Origin of the sequence: Ancylobacter sp. G4_0304 (assembly GCF_047501495.1) — a bacterium.
Lineage (GTDB): Bacteria > Pseudomonadota > Alphaproteobacteria > Rhizobiales > Xanthobacteraceae > Ancylobacter.
Genome location: NZ_JAZDRM010000017.1, coordinates 24,762 through 47,653, shown reverse-complemented (window position 1 = coordinate 47,653; position 22,892 = coordinate 24,762). Strand labels below are relative to the sequence as shown.

General features: G+C 68.9%; 23 protein-coding genes. 11 read left to right on the top strand and 12 right to left on the bottom strand.

Going from position 1 to position 22,892, the window contains the following annotated elements; all coding sequences use genetic code 11:
* Positions 1 to 5: 5 nt before the first annotated feature.
* Both VRZ77_RS11530 and VRZ77_RS11525 read right to left on the bottom strand, forming a co-directional pair.
* A complete protein-coding gene (locus VRZ77_RS11530; RefSeq protein WP_414592801.1) occupies positions 6 to 791 on the bottom strand; it encodes an ABC transporter ATP-binding protein in 786 nt (261 codons plus the stop codon).
* Positions 791 to 1,846, bottom strand: a complete 1,056-nt coding sequence (locus VRZ77_RS11525; protein ID WP_414592800.1) for a FecCD family ABC transporter permease — start codon at positions 1,844 to 1,846, stop codon at positions 791 to 793. The genes VRZ77_RS11530 and VRZ77_RS11525 overlap by 1 nt, the downstream gene beginning before the upstream one ends.
* A 230-nt stretch (positions 1,847 to 2,076) precedes the next feature.
* On the opposite strand from VRZ77_RS11525, the gene VRZ77_RS11520 reads away from it, so the two are divergent.
* Together VRZ77_RS11520 and VRZ77_RS11515 are read left to right on the top strand one after the other, a co-directional pair.
* Complete coding sequence (locus VRZ77_RS11520; RefSeq protein ID WP_414592799.1) at positions 2,077 to 2,913, top strand: alpha/beta hydrolase; 837 nt, start codon at positions 2,077 to 2,079, stop codon at positions 2,911 to 2,913.
* 139 nt (positions 2,914 to 3,052) lie between these two features.
* Positions 3,053 to 3,586: a disulfide bond formation protein B gene (locus tag VRZ77_RS11515; protein WP_414592798.1), complete on the top strand. Its 534-nt coding sequence runs from the start codon at positions 3,053 to 3,055 to the stop codon at positions 3,584 to 3,586.
* A gap of 7 nt (positions 3,587 to 3,593) precedes the next feature.
* Here the strand turns inward: VRZ77_RS11515 and VRZ77_RS11510 are convergent, their stop codons facing one another.
* The 4 genes from VRZ77_RS11510 to VRZ77_RS11495 form a co-directional block, all read right to left on the bottom strand.
* The gene (locus VRZ77_RS11510) at positions 3,594 to 4,139 is read right to left on the bottom strand and encodes an HNH endonuclease (protein ID WP_414592847.1); all 546 of its coding nucleotides are present in this window, start codon (positions 4,137 to 4,139) and stop codon (positions 3,594 to 3,596) included.
* Positions 4,140 to 4,320: 181 nt separating this feature from the next.
* Positions 4,321 to 4,983 carry an alpha/beta hydrolase gene (locus VRZ77_RS11505; RefSeq protein ID WP_414592797.1) on the bottom strand — a complete coding sequence of 221 codons (663 nt, stop codon included), beginning with the start codon at positions 4,981 to 4,983 and terminating at the stop codon, positions 4,321 to 4,323.
* Positions 4,983 to 6,926 carry a M23 family metallopeptidase gene (locus VRZ77_RS11500; RefSeq protein WP_414592796.1) on the bottom strand — a complete coding sequence of 648 codons (1,944 nt, stop codon included), beginning with the start codon at positions 6,924 to 6,926 and terminating at the stop codon, positions 4,983 to 4,985. The genes VRZ77_RS11505 and VRZ77_RS11500 overlap by 1 nt, the downstream gene beginning before the upstream one ends.
* Positions 6,927 to 7,257: 331 nt before the next feature.
* Positions 7,258 to 8,469: a PHB depolymerase family esterase gene (locus tag VRZ77_RS11495; protein WP_414592795.1), complete on the bottom strand. Its 1,212-nt coding sequence runs from the start codon at positions 8,467 to 8,469 to the stop codon at positions 7,258 to 7,260.
* 287 nt (positions 8,470 to 8,756) lie between these two features.
* Between VRZ77_RS11495 and sdhC the strand changes: the two genes are divergently transcribed.
* The 5 genes from sdhC (at position 8,757) to gluQRS (ending at position 13,236) form a co-directional block, all read left to right on the top strand.
* Entirely contained in the window at positions 8,757 to 9,158 is a 402-nt protein-coding gene (gene sdhC, locus VRZ77_RS11490; protein WP_414592794.1) for a succinate dehydrogenase, cytochrome b556 subunit, read from the top strand.
* A 3-nt stretch (positions 9,159 to 9,161) separates the two neighbouring features.
* Positions 9,162 to 9,560 (top strand): succinate dehydrogenase, hydrophobic membrane anchor protein, encoded by a 399-nt coding sequence (gene sdhD, locus VRZ77_RS11485; protein WP_414592793.1) that lies wholly within the window; start codon positions 9,162 to 9,164, stop codon positions 9,558 to 9,560.
* Between the two features lie 3 nt (positions 9,561 to 9,563).
* On the top strand, positions 9,564 to 11,408 hold the full coding sequence (sdhA, locus tag VRZ77_RS11480) for a succinate dehydrogenase flavoprotein subunit (RefSeq protein WP_414592792.1): 1,845 nt from the start codon (positions 9,564 to 9,566) through the stop codon (positions 11,406 to 11,408).
* 63 nt (positions 11,409 to 11,471) lie between these two features.
* Complete coding sequence (locus tag VRZ77_RS11475) at positions 11,472 to 12,254, top strand: succinate dehydrogenase iron-sulfur subunit (protein ID WP_414592791.1); 783 nt, start codon at positions 11,472 to 11,474, stop codon at positions 12,252 to 12,254.
* Between the two features lie 133 nt (positions 12,255 to 12,387).
* On the top strand, positions 12,388 to 13,236 hold the full coding sequence (gene gluQRS / locus VRZ77_RS11470; RefSeq protein ID WP_414592846.1) for a tRNA glutamyl-Q(34) synthetase GluQRS: 849 nt from the start codon (positions 12,388 to 12,390) through the stop codon (positions 13,234 to 13,236).
* A 13-nt stretch (positions 13,237 to 13,249) separates the two neighbouring features.
* Here the strand turns inward: gluQRS and VRZ77_RS11465 are convergent, their stop codons facing one another.
* Together VRZ77_RS11465 and VRZ77_RS11460 are read right to left on the bottom strand one after the other, a co-directional pair.
* Positions 13,250 to 14,194 carry an AEC family transporter gene (locus tag VRZ77_RS11465; RefSeq protein WP_414592790.1) on the bottom strand — a complete coding sequence of 315 codons (945 nt, stop codon included), beginning with the start codon at positions 14,192 to 14,194 and terminating at the stop codon, positions 13,250 to 13,252.
* Positions 14,195 to 14,297: 103 nt separating this feature from the next.
* On the bottom strand, positions 14,298 to 14,591 hold the full coding sequence (locus tag VRZ77_RS11460; RefSeq protein ID WP_414592789.1) for a hypothetical protein: 294 nt from the start codon (positions 14,589 to 14,591) through the stop codon (positions 14,298 to 14,300).
* Between the two features lie 371 nt (positions 14,592 to 14,962).
* Between VRZ77_RS11460 and VRZ77_RS11455 the strand changes: the two genes are divergently transcribed.
* The gene (locus VRZ77_RS11455; protein ID WP_414592788.1) at positions 14,963 to 15,337 is read left to right on the top strand and encodes an acyl-CoA thioesterase; all 375 of its coding nucleotides are present in this window, start codon (positions 14,963 to 14,965) and stop codon (positions 15,335 to 15,337) included.
* Positions 15,338 to 15,341: 4 nt separating this feature from the next.
* Here the strand turns inward: VRZ77_RS11455 and VRZ77_RS11450 are convergent, their stop codons facing one another.
* Complete coding sequence (locus tag VRZ77_RS11450) at positions 15,342 to 17,558, bottom strand: primosomal protein N' (protein WP_414592845.1); 2,217 nt, start codon at positions 17,556 to 17,558, stop codon at positions 15,342 to 15,344.
* 131 nt (positions 17,559 to 17,689) lie between these two features.
* Here VRZ77_RS11450 and VRZ77_RS11445 point away from each other — a divergent pair, with 131 nt between their 5' ends.
* The 3 genes from VRZ77_RS11445 (at position 17,690) to VRZ77_RS11435 (ending at position 19,374) form a co-directional block, all read left to right on the top strand.
* Positions 17,690 to 18,676 carry a tyrosine recombinase XerC gene (locus VRZ77_RS11445; RefSeq protein ID WP_414592787.1) on the top strand — a complete coding sequence of 329 codons (987 nt, stop codon included), beginning with the start codon at positions 17,690 to 17,692 and terminating at the stop codon, positions 18,674 to 18,676.
* Positions 18,677 to 18,693: 17 nt separating this feature from the next.
* A complete protein-coding gene (locus VRZ77_RS11440; protein ID WP_414592786.1) occupies positions 18,694 to 19,128 on the top strand; it encodes a VOC family protein in 435 nt (144 codons plus the stop codon).
* Between the two features lie 117 nt (positions 19,129 to 19,245).
* Entirely contained in the window at positions 19,246 to 19,374 is a 129-nt protein-coding gene (locus VRZ77_RS11435; RefSeq protein WP_414592785.1) for a hypothetical protein, read from the top strand.
* Between the two features lie 73 nt (positions 19,375 to 19,447).
* On the opposite strand, the gene lpdA is transcribed toward VRZ77_RS11435, so the two are convergent.
* The 3 genes from lpdA to odhB form a co-directional block, all read right to left on the bottom strand.
* Complete coding sequence (gene lpdA / locus VRZ77_RS11430; protein WP_414592784.1) at positions 19,448 to 20,851, bottom strand: dihydrolipoyl dehydrogenase; 1,404 nt, start codon at positions 20,849 to 20,851, stop codon at positions 19,448 to 19,450.
* Between the two features lie 42 nt (positions 20,852 to 20,893).
* The gene (locus tag VRZ77_RS11425) at positions 20,894 to 21,535 is read right to left on the bottom strand and encodes a LysE family transporter (RefSeq protein ID WP_414592783.1); all 642 of its coding nucleotides are present in this window, start codon (positions 21,533 to 21,535) and stop codon (positions 20,894 to 20,896) included.
* 62 nt (positions 21,536 to 21,597) lie between these two features.
* Positions 21,598 to 22,830, bottom strand: a complete 1,233-nt coding sequence (gene odhB, locus VRZ77_RS11420) for a 2-oxoglutarate dehydrogenase complex dihydrolipoyllysine-residue succinyltransferase (RefSeq protein WP_414592782.1) — start codon at positions 22,828 to 22,830, stop codon at positions 21,598 to 21,600.
* Between the last annotated feature and the right edge of the window lie 62 nt (positions 22,831 to 22,892).

The following is a 22,892-nucleotide window of genomic DNA, read 5'->3' as shown; positions in this document are numbered from 1 at the left end:
GGCGATCAACTCTCAAGTGGCCGGTCGACCATGATCTGCAGCATGCCGCGCGAGCAGCGCTCCACGCGCGCCTCCACCTTGTAGACCTGCGCCAGCATCGGCGGCGTCACGGCCACTTCCGGCGCGCCGTCGGCGGCTATGCGGCCATTCTGAAGCACCACGATGCGCCGGGCGAAGCGCGCGGCCTGGGCGATGTCGTGCAGCACGATGATGACGATGATGCCGCGCTCGCGCGCCAGTTCCTCGACGAACTGCATCACCCGGATCTGGTGGTGAATGTCGAGTGCGCTGGTCGGCTCGTCCAGCAGCAGCACGGCCGGCTCGCGCACGATGGACTGGGCGAGGCTGGCGAGCTGGCGCTGGCCGCCGGAAAGTTCATCCAGCCCGCGCATGGCGAGATCGGCGATGCCAAGCCGTTCCAACGTCGCGAGCGCCTTCGCCCGCGCCTCGGCGGCCGGCAGGATGTCCTCGCGCGCGGACATCAGCGCCGAGAGCGTCGCCTCGAAAACGGTGAGCGCCACGCGCTGCGGCAGGGCCTGCGGCATGTAGGTGACATGGCGGGCATGGCCGGCAATAGAGAGCGCGGTCAGCTCGATATCATCGAGCCGAACCGAGCCGCGCGCCGGGTTGAGGCCGGCGAGCGCGCGCAGCAGCGTGGTCTTGCCGGCGGCGTTCGGGCCCACCAGCGCGGTGACGCCGCCCCCCGCAATATCCGGCAGGCTCAGATTTTCGATCACGGTCCGCCGGCCATAGCCGACATGCAGCCCCTCGACATGCAGCGCGCGCGCCATCACAGCCGCTCGCGCCGGGAGAAGATCAGGGCGATGAAGAACGGCACGCCGATCAGCGCCGTGACGATGCCGACCGGCAGCAGGGTGCCGGGCACGAGGATCTTGGAGGCGACCGACGCCAGCGACATGATCGCCGCCCCGCAGAGCAGGCTCGCCGGCAGGAAGAAGCGGTGGTCCTCGCCCACCAGCAGGCGCGCAATATGCGGCGCCACCAGCCCGATGAAGCCAATGGTGCCGACGAAGGCTACCGAGGTCGCCGCCAGGAGGCTGACCCGCAGCAGCGACAGGAAGCGCAGCCGGGCGACCGCGATGCCGAAGCTGCGCGCCCGGTCCTCGCCGAGCCGCAGCGCCGTCATCTTCCACGACGCCGCCAGCGAGAACGGCGCGGTGACGGCCAGCACGACGGCGAGGCCGGCGAGCTTCTCCCAGGTCGCCCGCGAAAGGCTCCCCATGCTCCAGAATACCAGCTGCTGCAGCGCCTCCTGGCTGGCGACGAACTGCACCAGCGCCACCAGCGCGTTGAAGGTGAACACCATGGCGATGCCGAACAACACCAGCGTCTCCACGCCCGTGCCGCGCAGACTGGCCAGCGCCTGCAACATCAGCACCGAGCCGAAGGCGAAGACGAAGGCCAGCGCCGGCAGGTTCCAGCCCGCCGGCAGGCCGGGGATGGTCAGTCCCAGCACCAGCGCCAATGCGGCGCCGAAGGACGCGGCGGAGGAGACGCCGAGCGTGAATGGGCTCGCCAGCGGGTTGTTGAGGATGGTCTGCATCTCCGCCCCCGCCAGCGCCAGCGCCGCGCCGACCAGCACGGCCATCAGCGCATAGGGCAGGCGCACCTCCCAGATGATCACCCGCGCCGGGGCGCTAAGCGCGGAGGGGTGCAGCAGGCCATTGACCACATCGCCGAGCGGCAGGTTCGAGGGGCCGGTGGCGATGTCGAACAGCAGCGCGACCATCATCACCACGCCGAGCCCCGCGACGATGGCGACGCGCCGGCGGATCAGCCGGGCGTAGGCGGCGAGCGGCGCGGGGGTGACGGCGGCGTCGGTCATGGCGGTGGTTATGGCTATCCTGCGCGCCGCCGGATCAGGCGGACGCGAATGGCGGCACGGCATGCCGCCGCCCGAGCGTTCAAGCATGCGGGGCGAGCATGGGTCAAGCCAATGAGGGATAAGGATAATCTTTAGAATCGTTCGATTCTGGGGTGAGGCGGTTTGCGTGCCCGCGCGCATCGGCTAGAGCTTTGCCGGCGCCCGGCAGCGGGTCTGCCCGAGGCCGAACGATGCAGCAGCCCGTCACCCTCCCCGATGCCTACAGCTTCGACCTCGCGGCGGGCGAGGGGCCGGCCTGGCGCATTTTTCTCGCCGTGCCGCACGAGGCGCCGCCGCCTGGCGGCTTTCCGGTGATCTATCTCCTCGACGCCAATGCCGGCTTCGCGACCCTCGTCGAGGCGCTGCGGCGTGGAGCGCAGCGGCCGCAGGGCACGGGCGTCGCGCCGGCCGTCATCGTCGGCATCGGCTATCCCGGCGAGGGGATCTATGACCGCGCCCGCCGCACCTTCGATTATACGGCGGGACCAAGCGTCGAGGCGTCGCCGAGCGCGGGCGAGGCGCGCGCGACTGGCGGGCGTGACGCCTTCCTCTCCTTCATCGAGGAGGTGCTGAAGCCGCGCATCACACGCGAATGCCCGGTCGATCCCGGCCGTCAGGCGCTCATCGGCCACTCGCTGGCCGGCTGGTTTGTGCTGGATGTACTGTGCCGGAACACGGCGTGCTTCCAGTCCTATGTCGCGATCAGTCCCTCGATCTGGTGGGACGAGCCCCGTCTTCTCTACGGGCTGGCGCATCTGGCGCGCGGGCCGCGCCGGCTCGCCGTCATGGTCGGCGAGTGGGAACAGCAGCTCGCGCCGTGGCAGCAGGGGCGCCCGCAATCGGCCGAGATGGCGGAACGCCGCGCCCGCCGCGCCATGGCCGACCGCGCGCGCGCCTTCACCGAGGCGGCGGCGGCTGCGCTCGGGCCGCAGGCGGAGGTGGCTTTCACCCTGCTGGCCGACGAGGACCATGCCTCCATCGTGCCCGCGGCGATGACGCGGGCGCTGCGCCTGATCTTGCGACCGTAAGGCGCCTTGCATGGCGGTGGCCGGCGCGGCATGAGTTTGGCGGCGTTTCTGTCGTGGAGACGTGATTTGCCATCCGGCCGGCGCGCGGTAGGTGTTGGCCTCCCCGGGCCTTTCCTAAAGCCGACAGGACTGCCGACGCATGACCGACATCGTTTCCCCCACGGCCTCCTCCACCCGCGCCGAGGTGCGCAACCGCCAGATCACCGCCGCCCTCATCGTGGCCGTCGGCGCGGCCGGGGCGCTGGCGGGGGCGTGGTACTTCCAGCTCGTGGTCGGCCTCGCGCCGTGCCCGCTCTGCCTGGAGCAGCGCCTGCCCTATTATATCGGCGTGCCGGTCGCGCTCGCCGTGATCGTCCTTGCCGGGATCGGCAAGGAAGGGCCGGCGCGGATGCTGCTCGGTCTGGCGGGCATGCTGATGGCGCTGTCGGGCGCGCTGGCGATCTATCATGCCGGCATTGAATGGCAGTTCTGGACCGGCCCGGTGACCTGCTCGGGCTCCGGCCCGGCGACCGGCGGCGGCAATCTGCTCGAAGCGTTGCAGACCGCCCATGTCGCGCGCTGCGACGAGGCGGCGTGGCGGCTCGCCGGCATTTCGCTGGCTGGCTACAACGCGCTGATCGCGGCGTTCCTGACCGTCGTCGCCATGTGGGGCGCGATGGCGAAAAGCCGGTGAGCGCGGCTCACGGGTCGAGCTCGGTGTCCCAGTAGAGATAGTCGACCCAGCTGTCGTGCAGGTAGTTGGGCGGGAAGTGCCGCCCGTTCTGGTGCAGGTCGAACACGGTGGGGTGATAGGGCCGCTGGCGCGGAATCATCCGCGCCTCCTCGGGCATCATCCCGCCCTTCCTGAGATTGCAGGGCGAGCAGGCAGCGACCACGTTTTCCCAGGTCGTCTGGCCGCCGCGCGAGCGCGGGATGACGTGATCGAAGGTCAGCTCGTCGCGGGATTCGCAGTACTGGCAGGTGAAGCGGTCGCGCAGGAACACATTGAACCGCGTGAAGGCCGGCTGGCGCGCCGGGCGGATGAAGGTCTTGAGCGAAACCACGCTCGGCAGCCGCATCTGGAAATGGGCGCTGGAGACCTGCCGCTCGTAATATTCGACGATGTTCACGCGATCGAGGAACACCGCCTTGATCGCATCCTGCCACGACCAGACCGAGAGCGGGTAATAGCTCAGCGGCCGAAAGTCGGCATTGAGCACGAGGGCCGGCCAGGCACCCTGCGAGATGCCGGACGATACGCCTTGGGACACAGCAGTCGCCGTCAAGCACTTGCTCCCCATTTCTGGAGCGCCGGCCCGGCACATGGCGCCGCGCGACGCACGGCCATACTCTATATGTAGCGTGTCAGTCTTGTGAAGCGCCTGTATGAGCCGCGATGATCGCGCGCCGCGCTCGGTTGCGCATCCCTCAGCTGCGCAGGACTTCCGACAGGAAGCGGCCGGCGAGCATCACGCCGGTCTCGTCGATGCCGTGGCCGAGCCCGTTCGACAGGTGCGCGCGGACATCGACGCCGCGCGCGCTCAGGCTTTCCACCGCGCGGGGCAGGGCCACCGGGGGAATCACCTCGTCGAGATCGCCATGGATCAGCAGCGCCGGCGGGCGGCTGTTGATCTGCGCATCCGCCGCCTCCAGCGCCGCGCCCTCGGGCAGCACATGGATGCCGGAGAAGCCGACAATGCCGGCCGGCGGGCGCTTGCGGCGTAGGCCGGTGTGCAGCGCCATCATCGTGCCCTGGCTGAAGCCGACCAAAGCGAGGCGCGAATCATCGAGCCCGAGCCGCGCCAGCTCGGCGTCGAGAAAGCCATCCAGCGCCGCCTGGGCGGACTGGACGCCGATCCAGCGCTCGCGGTCGTTGCGCTCGACATAGGCGAACCATTGCCGCCCGACCGGCGCTATGCCCAGCGGCTCCGGCGCGTGGGGGGAGACGAAGGCGGTGTCCGGCAGGCCGGACGCCCAGTAGCCGCCGAGATCGATCAGGTCGCGCCCATCCGCGCCGTAGCCGTGCAGCAGCACCACCAGCGAGGTCGCGGGGCGGCCGGAGCGGGGGGCGAGGCGGGGGCCGTCGAGCATCAGTTGCTCGCGGTGCGCGCGGCGCCGGCGACCTTGGGCGCCGGGCCGCGATTGAGCAGGGCGTCGATGCGCTCGCGCTCATCCTCGAAGGCGGCGTAGATCTTGCCGTCCAGCGCACGCCCGCGCGGCAGGCGGATACGCATCGGGTCGACGAAGCGTCCGTTCACCAGCACCTCGTAATGCAGATGCGCGCCGGTGGAGAGGCCGGTGGAGCCGATATAGCCGATGAGCTGGCCCTGCCGCACCCGTACGCCCTCGCGTATGCCCTTGGCGAAGCCGGACTGGTGCGAATAGGTGGTGACGTAGCCATTGGCGTGCTGGATTTCGATGCGGCGGCCATAGCCCGAGGTCCAGGCCGCCTTCTTGATGGTGCCGTTGCCGGCGGCATAGATCGGGGTGCCGGTGCGGTCCGACCAGTCGACGCCGGAATGCAGGCGGCTATAGCCGAGGATCGGGTGGCGGCGCATGCCGAAGCCGGAGCGCAGCGTGCCGCCCGAGAGCGGCTTGCGGACCAGGAACTTCTTCGCGCTCTTGCCGCCATCGTCATAGAAGTCGACCAGCCCGTCATCGGGGGTCTGGTAGCGATAATAGCGCCGCTCCTCGCCGCCGACCGTCAGGCCGGCATAGATCACGCCGCCAGCGCCGCCGCTCTCGTCCGGCTCGAACAGCACCTCGAACGAATCGCCGGCGCGCACGCGGCGCTGGAAGTCGACGTCGAAGGAATAGACCCGGATCAGGTTCTCGACCACCGGGCGCGGCACGTCGTTGCGCAGCGCGGTTTCCCACAGGCTCTCATAGAGCGTGATGCCGCCGCGGCCGGTCCCGTCCTCGTCGCCATCGTCGGGCGCGACGTCGGCGACCTGCATGTCCGCCGGCTCCTGCACGGCGAGGAAGCGTCCGGTATCGGACAGGGCGACCGTGCCCTGGTGGCCGCTGTCGCCGAACACGGCGACGCGCAGCGGAACAACGGTGCCGGCATCGCCCGCGTCCAGCAGCACCTTGAGGCGCAGGCCCTCGGTGAGCGGGCCCTTGAGGTCGCGGGTGGAGAAGGCCTCGGAGGCCGCGCGGGCGGAGACCTCGGCGACGCCGAGATCCATCAGGATCGAGGCGATGGTGTCGCCCTTCTTGGCGACCACCGCGCGCTCGGACCAGTCATTGCCGCCGGACGCGTCCTGATCGGTCTTGCCGATCGTGTTCATGTTGTCGGGCTGCGGCACGCCGTTCAGGGGGTCGTTCGCGCCAAACGAGGCATAGCCGAGCGCGCCGCCGAGGCTGGCCAGCGCGGGGGCAGTGGAATCGACCGTCGGCATGCCGAACTCGGCGGTCTCGCGCACCTTCATCAGCACGTCTTCCATCGGCAGCTCGCCGGTGAATTTGGTGCTGGGCGGCAGGCTGACCAGATCGCGCACCACGAGGGTCAATTCGCCGGTCGGCTCGGCCTGCACGGCCTCCTCGTCCTTCGCATTCACAGTCTCGGCGATCAGCTTGGCCGGGTTGAAACGCGGCACGTCGACCGAGGCGCTGGTGACGGTCTGGGCAAGGTTGGACGCGACCTTGGTGACGGCGCGCACCTTGATGACCTCGCGGTCGCCTTCCTTGGTCGCGGTGGACAGGCGGAGCGTCTGCTTGGCGCCAAAGCTCTCCGAGAGAAGCGACATGCGATCGCCCTTGCGGGCGACATTGGAAGGCCGCTCGCCGGCCGCCAGCGCACCGCGCAGCGCCGAGCGCACGGTCTCCGGGCTCTGGGCGAATCGATATTCGCCGTCGAGCGCGGCATAGACCGCCCCGCCCATCAGGGCGGCGCCGCAGATGCCGGTGAGCATGGTGGCCATCAGCCAGCGGATCGAGATGCGGCGGCGGTTGATCGGCTCCTCGGCATCGCCATCGACGCCGAGCGGGGGCTCGTCGCCGAGGTCGAAAGCCGCAGCGCGGGTGCGCCGCATGCCGATGGGTCCCCGCCTGCTCTCCAAGTCCATCCCCGTCTTCGCCGGCGCCCTGTCGATTGCCGGTCGTGCCGACCGGCCGGACGCCTTGTTCACCCGTTACCGGGCGGCTTGTGACCCGCCGAATGGCGGAAGCGGCCCGGTTTCAGCCGGATACCATCCGCCGGAAAGCCGGCCGGACGATGCCGGCTAGGGCCGGTGCCGTCAACCTCGCGATGACGCCGCGCTCGAATCGACGCGCGGCCATCGCGGACCGTTCGGGGCCGATGTAAAGCGGCGGCTCGCGGCGAAAGCAAGGCGGCGGGGGAAAATCGCGCAGCGGCGCCGCGAGTTACCGCAGGGCGGTGGCGGTCGCGCTGGAGGTGGCGGCGCGGCGTAGCGGCGAGGGCGTGGGCAGGGGCACCGGCGAGGGTTCCAGGGCAGTGCGCCAGGCCTCGGCATAATCCGGTTCCGTTGCCAGCGGCTGGAGCGCTGCGGGGGCGCCCAGCGCCACCGGGGTCGCGGTCACCGTCATCGGCACGGAAGAAGCCGCCGGCGTGCTCGCCGGGGCGAAGGCGGTGACGGAGGTGGCTGCAACACTCGCCGGGACGGCGCCGGCTGCCGACGCGCCCGCCATCTCGACGCCTGCCGGGGCGCCGCCATACTGCTTGAAGAACGACCAGATTTCCTCGGGCGCGTCGAGCCCCGAGCGGCGCGGGCCGAGCAGGACCGAGGCGAGCGCATCCACCGCGTCCACCGACTGGGCGGGGGGCTGGTGGCCGCCGGCGATCTCGTAATAGGCGACGCTCGCCCCGTCCTTGCACTCGCCCCAGCGGGTGATGCGGGTGTTGGGCTTATAGGCGGTCTTAGGCGCCGTGCAGCCGTCGATCTTCGCGAACAGCGCCGCGCTGGCATCTGCCGACATCAGCCGGGCGCCGGGGGTCGGGCGACCGAACATCGGAACGATGGGATCATAAGTGCCGTTCATCATCAGGATCGGCACCGGGCGCGCCGGCTTGCAGCTTTCGGCATAGCCCACCGGCACCGTCATCATCATGGTCGCGAAGGCGGCGAAGCGCTCGGCGTGGCGGCAGGCCATGAAAGCGGTGAGGAAGCCGCCATTGGAGAAGCCCATGAGATAGGCGCGCGAGGCATCCACGCGCCCTTCGGCCTCCAGCGTGTCGAGCACGGACAGCACGAACTGGGCATCGTCGCGCTTGTACAGCAGCGGGATGAAGCCCGCGATCGAGGAACGCCCATCGTTCCAGAGCAGGTTGAGCCCCTTGGGATAGGCGACGATGAAGCCTTCGCGGTCCGCGATGGCGTCGAGGTCGAGATAGCGCTGCATCGCCGAAGCCGGCTGCAACGCGCCATGCAGCGCGATCACCAGCGGCCGGGGGCCGGGCGGAAGCTGCTTGGGAACGTGCAGGATGTATTCGCGCGTCATGCCGCCGACCGCGATGGTGCGTTCCTGTGCGGCGAGCGGGGTCGAAAAGCTGGAGAGGAGCACGAAAGCCGCGAGCAACAATGCGCTCAGCAGGACGCAGGGTTTCGCGTTTTGCATGCTTGCTGCAGCCTCGATACGCCGGAACATGGGCGGTGCCTTTATAAACCGCCCTATTTCGCCAATTAAAAGGCAGGATGGTTAACAGCCCGTCATCGCCCGCCACCAAAGCAAGACGTGCAGTATAGCCGCAAGGGGGCTGCTCATCGCGCCGGCCTTGGGATAGGGTGCGCCCGCGGCGGTGCACCTGAACATTTGTGCCGCGCAATCGATAGGCGTCGCCTTTGGAATGATTGCGAACTGCAATCGTTTGGGTTACGCACACTCCGTATTCTTCAGGACTCAGGATGTCCGACATGGCAGGCGCGGCCCAGCGGCCCCTTTCCCCGCATCTCCAGATCTACCGTCCGATGCTCACGATGATGATGTCCATCGTGCACCGCATCACGGGCGTGGCTCTGTATTTCGGTACAGCTCTTCTGGTCATCTGGCTGGTCGCCGTCGCCAGCACCACGACATCGTTCGATGCCGTGAACGGCCTCTACGGAAGCTGGATCGGGCTGATCGTGATGGTCGGCTACAGCTGGGCGCTGATCCACCATCTGCTCGGCGGGCTGCGCCACTTCGTGTGGGACACCGGCGCCGGCTTCGGCCCGGAGGCGCGCGAGTTGCTGGCCAAGCTCACCATCGGCGGCTCCATCACGCTGACGGTCCTCTTGTGGATCGTGATCTTTCTGGTGAAGGGCTGAGCCATGAGCGGACCGTCGAACTCCTCGATGCTCACCCCGCGCCGACGCGTTGCCGGTCTCGGCTCCGCGCGCTCGGGTACCGGGCATTTCTGGCTGCAGCGCGTCACCGCGCTCGCCAATGTCCCGCTGGTGCTGCTCTCGCTCGCCATCATCATCTGCGTTGCCGGCGAGGGCCACGAATTCGCCCTCGAAGTGCTGGGCAACCCGGTGGTGGCGATCATCCTGCTGCTGACGCTGCTCTCCGTGGTGTTCCACATGCGGCTCGGCATGCAGATCGTGATCGAGGACTACGTGCACGCCGAGGGCTGCAAGGTCCTCTGTCTCATCGCCAATACCTTCTTCACGGTGGCGGTCGGCTGTGCCGGCGCTTTCGCCATCCTCAAGATCAGCTTCGGAGGCTGAACGATGGCCGGACCCACTGCCACCAACGGCGCGGCGAACGGCTCCACGGCGAGCCGCTGGGACGCTTACCCGATCATTGATCACACCTATGACGTGGTGGTCGTCGGTGCCGGCGGCGCCGGCCTGCGCGCGGTGGTGGGCTGCTCGGAAGCCGGCCTGCGTACCGCCTGCGTGACCAAGGTGTTCCCGACCCGCTCGCACACCGTCGCGGCGCAGGGCGGCATCGCCGCCTCGCTCGGCAATATGGGCAATGACGATTGGCGCTTCCACATGTACGACACCGTGAAGGGGTCGGACTGGCTGGGCGACCAGGACGCCATCGAATATCTCGTGCGCCACGCCCCCGCGGCGGTCTACGAGCTGGAGCACTGGGGTGTGCCGTTCTCGCGCACCGAGGAAGGCCGCATCTATCAGCGCCCGTTCGGCGGCATGACGGTCGACTACGGCAAGAGCCCGGCGCAGCGCACCTGTGCTGCCGCCGACCGCACCGGCCACGCCATCCTGCACACGCTCTACGGCGCCGCCCTGAAGCACTCGGCCGAGTTTTTCATCGAGTATTTCGCGCTCGACCTGATCATGGACGACGAGGGCCGCTGCGTCGGCATGATCGCCCTGAAGATGGACGACGGCACGCTGCACCGCTTCCGCTCGCAGATGGTGATTCTGGCCACTGGCGGCTACGGCCGCGCCTATTTCTCCGCGACCAGCGCCCACACCTGTACCGGCGACGGCAACGCCATGGTGCTGCGCGCGGGCCTGCCGCTGCAGGACATGGAGTTCGTGCAGTTCCACCCGACCGGCATTTACGGTTCGGGCTGCCTGATCACCGAGGGCGCGCGCGGCGAGGGCGGCTACCTCACCAATTCCGAGGGTGAGCGTTTCATGGAGCGCTACGCGCCCTCCGCCAAGGACCTCGCCTCGCGCGACGTGGTGTCCCGTTCGATGACGATGGAAATCCGCGAGGGGCGCGGCGTCGGCAAGAACAAGGACCACATCTACCTGCACCTCGACCATCTCGACCCGGCGATCCTGCATGAGCGCCTGCCGGGCATTTCCGAGAGTGCCAAGATCTTCGCCGGCGTCGATCTCACCAAGGAGCCGATCCCGGTGCTGCCGACCGTGCATTACAACATGGGCGGCATCCCCACCAACTTCCACGGCGAGGTGGTGACCAAGAAGGACGGCAATCCGGACCATGTGGTGCCGGGCCTGATGGCGGTGGGCGAATGCGCTTGCGTCTCCATCCACGGCGCCAACCGCCTCGGCTCCAACTCGCTGACCGACCTCGTGGTGTTCGGCCGCGCGGCCGCGCTGCGCTGCGCCGATATCCTCACCCCCGGCGAGAAGCAGCGCGAGCTGTCCAAGACCGCGAGCGACGCCGCGATCGCGCGCCTCGACCGCTTCCGTAACGCCACGGGCTCGACCCCGACCGCCGAGCTGCGCCTTTCGATGCAGAAGGTCATGCAGAACAACTGCGCGGTCTACCGCACCGGCGAGGTGCTGGAAGAGGGCCGCAAGCTGATTGCCGAGGTGTTCGCCGGCACCGACGACATCGACGTCACCGACCGTTCGCTGGTGTGGAACTCCGATCTCATCGAGACGCTGGAGTACGACAACCTGATCTGCCTCGCGACCGTGACCATGGAAAGCGCGGCCGCCCGCACCGAAAGTCGCGGCGCCCATGCCCGCGAGGACTTCCCCGAGCGCGACGACGCGAATTGGATGAAGCACACGCTGGCCTTCGTGGATTTCGAGACGCGCTCCGTCTCCCTCGACGACCGGCCGGTGCACACCTACACGCTGTCGAACGACATCCAGTACATCGAGCCGCGCAAGCGGGTGTACTGAGCCCGCGCGTTTAACGAACCTGCCGCCCCGTCCGGGGGTGGCGACCGAGGACGAAGGCCGACGATGGTCCAGCTCACGCTTCCGAAGAACTCGCAGCTCGTGGAAGGCAAGGTGTGGCCGAAGCCCGAAGGGGCGAACCGCCTCACCGAGTACCGCATCTATCGCTGGAACCCGGATGACGGGGTGAACCCGCATGTCGACACCTATTATGTCGATCGCGACGATTGCGGGCCGATGGTGCTGGACGGCCTCATCTACATCAAGAACACCATCGACCCGACGCTGACCTTCCGCCGCTCCTGCCGCGAGGGCATCTGCGGCTCCTGCGCCATGAACATCGACGGCACCAACACGCTGGCCTGCCTCAAGAGCATGGACGACGTGACGGCGAAGTCGGTGAACGTCTACCCGCTGCCGCATATGCCGGTGGTGAAGGACCTCGTGCCCGACCTCACCCAGTTCTATGCCCAGCACGCTTCGGTCGAGCCGTGGCTGCATACCGAGACCCCTTCGCCGGAAAAGGAGTGGCCGCAGGCGCGCGCCGACCGCGAGAAGCTCGACGGGCTCTATGAGTGCATCCTGTGCGCCTGCTGCTCGACCTCGTGCCCGAGCTACTGGTGGAACGGCGACCGCTATCTCGGCCCGGCGGCACTGCTGCAGGCCTATCGCTGGCTGATCGATTCCCGCGACGAGGCCACCGGCGACCGGCTGGACGACCTTGAAGACCCGTTCCGGCTCTATCGCTGCCACACCATCATGAACTGCGCCAAGGCCTGCCCGAAGGGGCTGAACCCGGCCAAGGCGATCGCCGAGATCAAGAAGATGATGGTCGCCCGCCAGTTCTGAGGCGGCGCCACCTGCCAATCTGACGTAATGGCCGGGCCTCTGTCCCGGCCATTTTCGTTTCCACGAGGCGACCGGCGTGCGGCGCGCAGCACGGCGGCTTGCCTCCGGCTTCCGCTGCTGTCTCACTGGCGCCATGTCGAGTTTCCGCCCCGCCTTCCGCTTCGCGCCGAGCCCGAACGGCCTGCTTCATCTTGGCCATGCCCGCTCGGCGCTGATCAACGCGCGGATGGCGCAGGCAGCCGGCGGGCGGTTCCTGCTGCGCATCGAGGACATCGACGCCACGCGCTGCCGTCCGGAGTTCGAGGCGGCCATTCATGAGGACCTCGGCTGGCTGGGTCTTGAGTGGGAACAGCCGGTGCGCCGGCAGTCCGAGCACATGGACGCCTACCGCGACGCGCTGGAGCGGCTCGCGGCGATGGGGCTGGTCTATGAGAGCTTCGAGAGCCGCAGCGACATAAGGCAGGCGCTCGACTCCCGCCCCGGCTGGCCGCGCGATCCGGACGGGGCGCCGCTGTTCCCGTTCCCGCGCGCGGCGATGAGCGATGCCGAGCGCGCCCGCCGCCGGCAGGCCGGGGAGCCGTTCGCGCTGCGGCTCGACATGGCCGCCGCGCTGGAGCGGGTGGGCAGGTCGCTGTTCTGGGACGAGGCGGGCACACCGGTCGCGGCGCGGCCCGAGCTCTGGGGCGATGTGGTGATCGCCCGGAAGGACACGCCGACCAGCTACCATCTTTCCGTGGTGGTCGACGACGCGGAGCAGGCCATCAGCCACGTCGTGCGCGGGGCGGACCTTTATGAGGCGACCGCCATCCATCGCCTGCTTCAGGAACTGCTCGGCCTGCCGGCGCCGGCCTACAGCCACCACACGCTGCTCATGGAGCTGGACGGGCGCAAGCTCTCCAAGTCGCGCGGCTCGCAGAGCCTGCGGGCGCTGCGCGCGGCCGGCATGACGCCCGAGGAGGCGCGTCTGCGGGCGCTGGCGTAAGACATGCCGGAAGCTATCCCACGCCGAGGATCAGGAACCACACCGTCACGGTGAACAGGCTGAGCACGGTCGACAGCGAGACCGCGCCGGCCGAGGCGGCGACGCCGACGCCGTAGCGCTGCGCCAGCAGATAGGCGTTGATGCCGCAGGGCATGGCGGCGAATACCACCGCCACATTCGCCCAGACCGGCGGCATGGGCAGCACCTGCACCAGCGCGAACACGATGGCCGGGTGCACGATCAGCTTCAGCAGCGCGATAGTCAGCGCCGGGCCGAAATCGCCGCGCATCGGATAGCGGTGCAGCGCCAGCCCCAGCGACACCAGCGCGCAGGGCACGGCGGAGGCGGCGAGCATGTCGAGCGTCTGCTTGAGCAGCCCGCCGGGCTGGAAGTCGACCAGCTTGGCGATGGCGCCGAAGAAGATGCCCAGCAGGATCGGATTGAACGCCAGCAGCCGCGCCAGCCGGCGCAGGCTGGCAGCGGAGAGCCCGCCGGAGGCGCCTTCCGTCAGCACGATGGCGACCAGCATCATAATCGGCAGGTGCACCGCCAGCAGCAGGAACAGCGGCACCGCACCTTCGGGCCCATAGGCCTGGAGGATCAGCGGCACGCCGACGAACACGGTGTTGCCCTGGCCGGAGGTGAGGCCGTGGATCACCGATTCGGTGTAGTCGCGCCCAAAAAGCCGGCGCGCTGCCAGCATGCCGAGCGCGAACACCGCGAAGGCGCCGGTGAAATAGGCGATCCAGTAGCCCCAGGGCTGCCCGGCCTCCGGCAGCTTCGCCTCAGCCAGCGTCTTGAAGATCAGCACCGGAACGGCGAGGCCGAACACATATTCGGACAGGCCCTCGGCGGCACGCTCGCGCAGATGGCCGGCGACCGAGGCGACGAAGCCGAGGCCGATCAGCCCGAACACCGGCGCCACGATGAAAGCGATGGCGCCGAGCTGCGCGAGCATGTCGCAAGGTCCTGATGTGGTTTTCACGCCGGGCGGAGGGTGCCCGTCGGCAGGAAAACATAAATCGCCCGGGCTGGGGAGCGCCCTGCGCGCATGCCTGCCGTCAGGCGGCCGCCATGTTCGCCATGTTGGATACCAGGTGCGATGAGCGCACCGGGACCATCACGTCGATGCGCGCCCACAGCCGCTCGGCGAGCTCAACCGGGGCGACAAAAGCGATTTCGGCGCGCAGCTCGCCGAGCTGGGCGGGGTCGATCCGTCCGTCGGACGGGCCGTCGATGCGCACACGGGTCGGCTGCACGTCGTGGAGGACAAAAGGCTCCAACAGGCGGAGCATGAGATTGGGATGGGCATCGGCCTCGACGACGAGGCGATGGCGAAACAGGTCGGCGGTCATGGCGAATTCCGATGACGGGAGAAGAGAGAGGACGCGCGTCAGAAATCCCGGCCGATTCAATCGGCCGGGCGACGAATTCGCCGGCCGAAGCGGGCGGGCGCTCTCCAAAGGGTCACCATCATGCTGGGGAAGCTATGTCCTCGCAGCGCGGTCGTCAATGGGTGCGGCGGCTCCGCCGTCGCGGATCCGGGGAGGGGCGAGGCGCCGGGAATTTGCAAAGCGGCGAGGCGCTTGCACGATTGTTGCTTGCGGCTTCACTGAACACGCGCGACCTGCGCGCGAAACCCTGCGACTGGTCCGCACGGCGCTTCGGTAACGGTGCGTGTTCCCCGCACCCGCGGGCTCTCCCACCTCAAGACAGGCTCTCTCCGATGGACCCGCACGACTATGGCAGCCCGGTCATCCGCATGATCGCCATGCCGGCCGATACCAACCCGGCCGGCGATATCTTCGGCGGTTGGCTTATGGCGCATATGGACCTCGCGGCCGGCAATGTCGCCGCGCGGCGCTCCAAGGGGCGGGCGGCGACGGTGGCGGTGGAGGCGATGAGCTTCCTCAACCCGGTGCTGGTCGGCGACGAGGTGAGCTTCTACGGCGCGGTGCTCTCGACCGGGCGCACCTCGATGCGGGTGCGGATCGAGGCGTGGCGCCGCAAGCGCGAGGCCGAGGACATGATCAAGGTGACCGAAGCGATCTTCACTTTCGTCGCCATTGACGAGAACCGCCGCCCGCGTCCGGTCGATTGAGCCGCTACAGGAAGCTCTGCGGGTCGATGTCGATCTCGACCTTGAGATTTCCGGTCGGACGCGGCGCGCCGGCCATCCATCGCCAGACATAGGCCGAGAGGTCGTAGCCGCGCGGCGCGCGCGTCAGCAGGCGGAAGCGGTGGCGCCCGCGCACCAGCGCCAGCGGCGCCTCCGCCGGGCCAAGCACGCGCACCTCCTCCGCGCGCGGCGAGCAGGCGGCGAGTGCGCGCGCATGCGCCTGCGCGGCATGGGCGTCGGTACCGGAGACGATGAGTGCGCAGAATCGGGCGAAGGGCGGAAGATGCGCCTCCTCGCGCACCGCGATCTCGCGGTCGTAAAAGGCGTCGCGGTCGCCCGCCACCAGCGCCTGCATCACCGGATGCTCGGGCATGTAGGTCTGCAGGAAGGCGCGGCCCTCGACCTGCGCGCGGCCGGCGCGGCCGGCGACCTGATGCAGCAGCTGGAAGGTGCGCTCCGCCGCGCGGGGATCCCCGTGCCCCAGTCCCACATCGGCATCGATCACGCCGACCAGCGCGAGGCCGGGGAAATTGTGCCCCTTGGCGACGAGCTGGGTGCCGACCACCACATCGACCTCGCCGTCCTCGATGGCCTTCAGTTCGGCGCGCAGCCGCTCCACGCCGCCGGCAAGATCGCTGGACAGCACCTGCGTGCGGGCATGGGGCAGCAGCGCCGCCACTTCCTCATGCAGCCGCTCCACGCCCGGCCCGCAGGGGATCAGCGCGTTCGGCTCGTGGCAGGACGGGCATTCGCTCGGCACCGGCGTGGCGTAGCCGCATTGGTGGCACTCCAGCCGGCGGCGGAAACGATGCTCCACCAGCCAGGACGAGCAGGACGGACATTTGATGCGATGTCCGCAGGCCCGGCACAAGGTGAGCGGGGCATAGCCGCGCCGGTTGAGGAACAAGAGCGACTGCCCCCCGGCCTCGATGGTGCGCTCCATCTCCTGCACGAGGCGCGGGGCGATCCACTTGCCCTTGGGCGGACCGTCGCGGCGCAGGTCGATCGGCTCCAGCCGCGGCACGCGGGTGCCGGCGAAGCGCTCGGGCAGATGCAGGCGGGTGTAGCGCCTGCGTCGGGCATTGACCTCGGTTTCCAGCGAGGGGGTGGCGGAGGCGAGGACGATCGGCGCGCCGACGAGGCGGGCGCGCACCACCGCCATGTCGCGGGCGTGGTAATGCACGCCGTCTTCCTGCTTGTAGGCGCCGTCATGCTCCTCATCGACGATGATGAGGCCGAGATCGCGGAAGGGGAGAAACAGCGCGGAACGCGCCCCCGCCACAACGGAGACCTCGCCCGAGGCGACGCCCGCGAACAGCCGGGAGCGCTTCTTGGTGGCGACGGCGGAATGCCACTGTCCCGGCGCCACGCCGAAGCGCCGGGTGAAGCGGTCGAGGAAGGCCTGCGTCAGGGCGATCTCCGGCATCAGGATCAGCACCTGACGTTTTTCGCGGATCGCGGTCGCCACCGCCTCGAAATAGGCCTCCGTCTTGCCCGAGCCGGTCACGCCGTCGAGCAGATGCGCCTTGAAGGCGCGCGCGCTCACCGCCGCGCTCAGCTCGGCGGCGGCCTCGGCCTGCGCCGGCAGCAATTCCGGCACCGCATGGTCGGGGTCCGGCGGCTCCGCGGCGGGCTCCGGCGGCAGCACCACGGTTTCCAGCGCGCCGTCGTCGATCAGCCCGTCCACCACCGAGGGCGAGACGCCCGCCTCCCGCGCGGCATCCGCCTTGGCACGCACGAAGCCGTCCGCCAGCGCTGTGATCAGCCGCTCGCGCGCGGCCGTCATGCGCTCGGGCCGGCGACCCGTGGCGCGCACGCCGGTGCGCTCGCGCCCTTCGCCACGCGTCTCGTCATGGCGCAGGGCGAGGCGCAGCACCATGCCAGGCGGCGTCACCGTGTACTCGGCGATCCAGCGGATGAAGGCCAGCATGTCCGCCCGGAGCGGGGGCACGTCATATTTGCGATGGATCGGCTTGAGCTTCGCGGGATCGACCGTCGGAGCACCCTCCGCGCGGGGCCAGACGCAGCCGAGAAGGCGCCGCGTGCCGAGCGGTACCACCACAATGTCGCCCGGCTCCACGCTCATGCCTTCCGGCACGCGATAGGAATAGGCCGAACCGACCGCGACCGGCAGCAGCACGTCCGCGATGGTCTCGCGCGGCGGGAACAGGGACGGTGAATCGGCGGGGCTTGTCTGCGGCATCATGCCTTCATAGCGTCATCCCGCCCGCAGGCGTAGCCGGATAGGCCCGTCGTCGTCCAGCAGGGTGATGCGGTGGAAGGGCGACGTTAAGAACACCGCGGCATCCTTGCCGCCTCACTGCAGGAGACACCATGGCCAGCACCGATGCGCAGAAGGCGGCCCGCGCGGAAGACGCGCTGATGGCCGGCGCGGCGCCCGATGTTGCCGCCGTCGCCAAGGCATGGCTGGCGCGGCTGGCCCATGAGCGTCGGCTCTCGCCCAAGACCCGCGAAGCCTATGCCCGCGACCTGCTCGTCTTTCTCGGCCTGCTCGCCGGCCACATCGGCGCGCCGCCGGACATGGCGGCGTTGGGCGCGCTACATCCGCGCGATGTGCGCGCGGTGATCGCGGCGCGGCGGGCGGAGGTCATCGAGCCGCGCACGCAGATGCGCTTTCTCGCCGCCGCCCGCTCCTTCGCCCGCCATATGGAGCGCGAGGGGCTCGGCAAGGTCGGTGCATTGACGGCGGTGAAGGCGCCACGCATCGCCAAAACCCTGCCGCGCCCGGTCTCAGTCGACGACGCGCGGGCGCTGGGCAATGCGGATACCCGCGCGGGCGAGAACCGCGAGCCCTGGGTGCTGGCGCGCGACGCCGCCGTGATCTCGCTGCTCTACGGCTCCGGCCTGCGTATTTCCGAAGCGCTCGGCCTGCACCGGCGCGACATGCCCGAGCCGGGGCGCGGCGACCAGATCATCGTCCACGGCAAGGGCAACAAGACCCGCATGGTGCCGGTGCTGCCCGGCGTGCTGGCGCTGATCGACGATTATGCCCGCGCCTGTCCCTATGAGCTGGAGCCCGACCGCGCGCTGTTTCGCGGCGCCAAGGGCGGGCCGCTCTCGCCGCGTATCGTCCAGCTCGCGGTGGAGCGGATGCGCGGCAGCCTCGGCCTGCCGGACAGCGCGACGCCGCACGCGCTGCGCCACTCCTTCGCCACCCATCTTCTGGCGCGGGGCGGCGATCTGCGCTCGATCCAGGAGCTGCTCGGCCACGCCTCGCTCGCGACCACGCAGATTTACGCCGCGGTGGATTCGGCGGCGCTGATGGCGGCGTGGAAATCCGCCCATCCGCGCGCGCGATGACGGACAGGGAGACACGCATGCAGACGATCCGCCCGATGATCGAGCATATGTCGATCGGCGTTTCCGACTATGAACGTTCACTCGCCTTCTATGACGCGGTGCTGGCGCCGCTCGGGTTCACACGGGTGTCCTCCCATCCCGAGCCCGAGGGCGAATCCGCCTGCTGGGGACCAGAAGGCGAATTGCCCTCGCCGGAGGGCACGCCCGGCGCCGCGCCGTTCTGGATTCAGCACCGCGCGGACAAAGTGGTGCCGCCGCCGGGCTTTCATCTGTGCTTCATGGCGCCTTCGCGCGCGGCGGTGCGTGCCTTCCATGCGGCGGGGGTGGCGACGGGCGGGCGCGACGAGGGCGCTCCGGGGCTCCGCCCGCATTATGGCGAGGGGTATTATGCCGCCTTCCTGTTCGATCCCGATGGCTGGAAGATCGAAGCCGTGACCTACACGGATGCGTGAGACCGCCGCTTCTGCCGTCTATTGAGGCACCTAGGTGCCGGTGCCGGTCTTTTCATCGCGGGCAAAGCGGGCGACACTTTTCCCCATCGTCAACCTAACCTCTGAGGAGAGTGTCTGATGAAGCGTCTTGCCACCGCGCTCTGCGCACTTGCCCTGACCGCTGCGGCCTCCGGCGCCGCGCTCGCCGACTGCTCGCCGGGCCACACCGCCTCGACCCCGGTACAGACCGACACCAAGGGCACCTGAACCCGCATTCCTCCGAACGCGAACGGCCCGGAAGTCGCCTTCCGGGCCGTTTTTATGTCGTGAACGCCGCGCTTCACATGTGGATGGCGCGCTTCTCCACCGCCATCGCCGCTTCCTTCACCGCCTCTGAGCGGGTGGGGTGGGCGTGGCAGGTGCGGGCGAGGTCCTCGGACGAGCCGCCGAACTCCATCAGCACCGCGCATTCATGGATCATCTCGCCGGCCTCGACGCCGATGATGTGGGCGCCCAGCACCTTGTCGGTGGTGGCGTCGGCGAGGAACTTCACGAAGCCGTCGGTCTCGTTGTTCGCCTTGGCGCGGCCATTGGCGAGGAACGGGAACTTGCCGACCTTGTAGGCGATGCCGGCGCTCTTGAGCTCTTCCTCGGTCTTGCCGACGCTCGCCACTTCCGGCGAGGTATAGACCACGGCCGGGATGACGTCGTAATTCACATGGCCGGCCTGGCCCGCCAGCAGTTCGGCGATCGCCACGCCCTCGTCCTCGGCCTTGTGGGCCAGCATCGGGCCGACAATGGCGTCGCCGATGGCGAAGATGCCGGGCACGTTGGTGCGGTAATAGTGATCGGTGACCACGCGGCCGCGCTTGTCGGTCTCGACGCCGAGCGCCTCCAGCCCGAGCCCTTCGGTGTAGGGCACGCGGCCGATGGCGACCAGCACCACATCGGCCTCCAGCGTCTCTGCGGCACCGCCGGCGGCCGGCTCGACGCCGACCTTCAGCACCTTGCCCGAACTGTCGACGCCGGTGACCTTGGCGCCGAGCTTGAAGGCGATGCCCTGCTTTTCCAAGATGCGCTGGAACGACTTGGCGACTTCGAGGTCCATCCCCGGCAGGATGCGGTCGAGATATTCGACCACCGTGACCTCGGCGCCGAGGCGGCGCCACACGCTGCCGAGCTCCAGCCCGATGACGCCGGCGCCGACCACCAGCAGCTTGCCGGGCACCTTCTCAAGCGCGATGGCGCCGGTTGACGAGACGACGCGGGTCTCGTCGATCTCGATGCCGGGAAGCTTCGCCACATCCGAGCCGGTGGCGATCACGATCGCCTTGGTCTCCAGCGACTGAGCGGTGCCGTCGGCCATGGCGACGTCGACCTTGCCCGTCGCCGGGATCGAGGCGGTGCCGTGATAGGTGTCGATCTTGTTCTTCTTCATCAGGAAGGCGACACCCTTGGTGTTGCCGTCCACCGCCTGGTCCTTGAAGCCGAGCAGCGCCTTGTGGTCGAGCTTGGGCTTATCGACCACGATGCCCATCTGCGCGAAGCTGTGATTGGCCTCGTCGAACAGATGCGAGGCGTGCAGCAGCGCCTTGGAGGGAATGCAGCCGATGTTCAGGCAGGTTCCGCCGAAGGTGGCGCGCTTTTCCACCACCGCGACCTTGAGGCCGAGCTGAGAGGCGCGGATCGCGCACACATAGCCGCCGGGGCCGGTGCCGATGACGACAAGATCGTAGGAGGACATTGGTCGTTTCCTTTGGGCGGTGCCTTGAAGTCTCGTGAGTGGTCAGCCGGCCTTCTGGGCGGCAAGGCGCAGGCCGAGCAGAACGAAGGTCGCGCCGGTCACGCGGTTGAACCAGCGTCCCCACGCCTTGAAGCGGGCGCGGACCAGCGGATTGGTGAAGAACAGCGTAACGCCGGCGAACCAGGCGATCAGCGCGCTCGCCATACCGATCCCGTACAGGAACGAGACGGCGACCGGCGTCTCATGGCTCACCAGCGTGGCGAATAGCGAGAGGAAGAACAGCACCGGCTTGGGGTTCAGCGCGTTGGTGAGGAACCCCGCGCCGAAGCAGGCGGCCAGCGACATGGAACGCCGCGCGCCCGCTTCCGTGGCGAGCGCGCCCTCGTCGATGTCCAGCGGCTTCTCGAAGAACGACTTGATGCCGAGATAGAGCAGATAGGCGACGCCGAGCCACTTGATCAGCGCGAACAGCGCCAGCGACTGCGACACGATGAGGCCGAGGCCGAGCAGCGTGTAGCTGATGTGGAACAGCAGCGACGCGCCGATGCCGAAGCTGGTGACCAGCGCCGCGCGCCGGCCATGCACCACGCTCTGGCGCACGACGAGGGCGAAATCCGCCCCCGGCGCCACGATAACCACCGCGAACACGGCCATGAGGGCCGCGAACTCGCTCAGATAGTTCATCCTATCCTCCGCCGGGCCAGCACCCGGCTCACAGGCAGGCCCGGATCACTGGCCCGCGCCGATCACAGGTCCAGCACGAGGCGGGTCGGGTCTTCCAGCGCTTCCTTGACGCGGACCAGGAAGGTCACGGCGCCCTTGCCGTCGACGATGCGGTGATCATAGGACAGCGCCAGATACATCATCGGGCGGACCACGACCTGACCCTTGACCACTACCGGACGCTCCTCGATGCGGTGCATGCCGAGAATGCCGGACTGCGGGGCGTTGAGGATCGGCGTCGACATCAGCGAGCCGTAGATGCCGCCATTGGTGATCGTGAAGGTGCCGCCCTGCATGTCCTCGATGCCGAGCTTGCCGTCACGCGCCTTGCGGCCATAACCGGCGATCGCCTTCTCGATGCCGGCGATGGACAGCTCGTCGGCGTCCTTCACCACCGGGACCACGAGGCCCTTATCGGTGCCGACCGCGATGCCGATATTGTAGTAGTTCTTGTAGATCAGGTCCTGGCCGTCGATCTCGGCATTGACCTCGGGCACGTCCTTGAGCGCCTGGATGACGGCCTTGCTGAAGAAGCCCATAAAGCCGAGCTTCACGCCGTGCTTCTTCTCGAACACGTCCTTGTACTGCGCGCGCAGGCTCATCACCGCCGACATGTCGACATCGTTGAAGGTGGTGAGCATCGCGGCGGTGTTCTGCGCGTCCTTCAGCCGCTTGGCGATGGTCTGGCGCAGCTTGGTCATCTTCACGCGCTCTTCGCGCGAGGCGTCGGCCGGGGCGGAGGGGGCGCGCACCTGCACGGGCGCCGGCGCGGCGGCCGGAGGATTGGCGAGCGCCGCAAGCGCATCGCCCTTGGTCACGCGCCCGTCCTTGCCCGAGCCGGCCAGCAGCGAGAGGTTGAGGCCGGTTTCGGCGGCGATCTTGGCGACGGCCGGACCGTTCGAGCCGGCAGCGGCCTGAGCGGGAGCGGCGGCCGGGGCGGGAGCCGGCTTCGGGGCCTCGGCCTTGGGCGCTTCGGCCTTCGGGGCGTCGGCCTTGGCCGGAGCGGGAGCCGCGCCGCTGCCTTCGCCAATCTGGCCGAGCAGGGCGCCGACGCCGACGGTCTCGCCGTCCTTGGCGATGATTTCCGACAGCACGCCGGCGGCGGGGGCGGGGACCTCGATCGTCACCTTGTCGGTTTCGAGTTCCACGATCGGCTCGTCGGCGGCGACGGCCTCGCCCGCCTTCTTGAACCACTTGCCGATGGTCGCTTCGGTGACCGATTCGCCCAGCGTGGGAACGCGGATCTCGGTGGCCATGCTCGTTTTCCTTACCCTCTGGCCGGCTGCCTAGCCGGCGCTCCCTGTCGGTTCGTCAATCG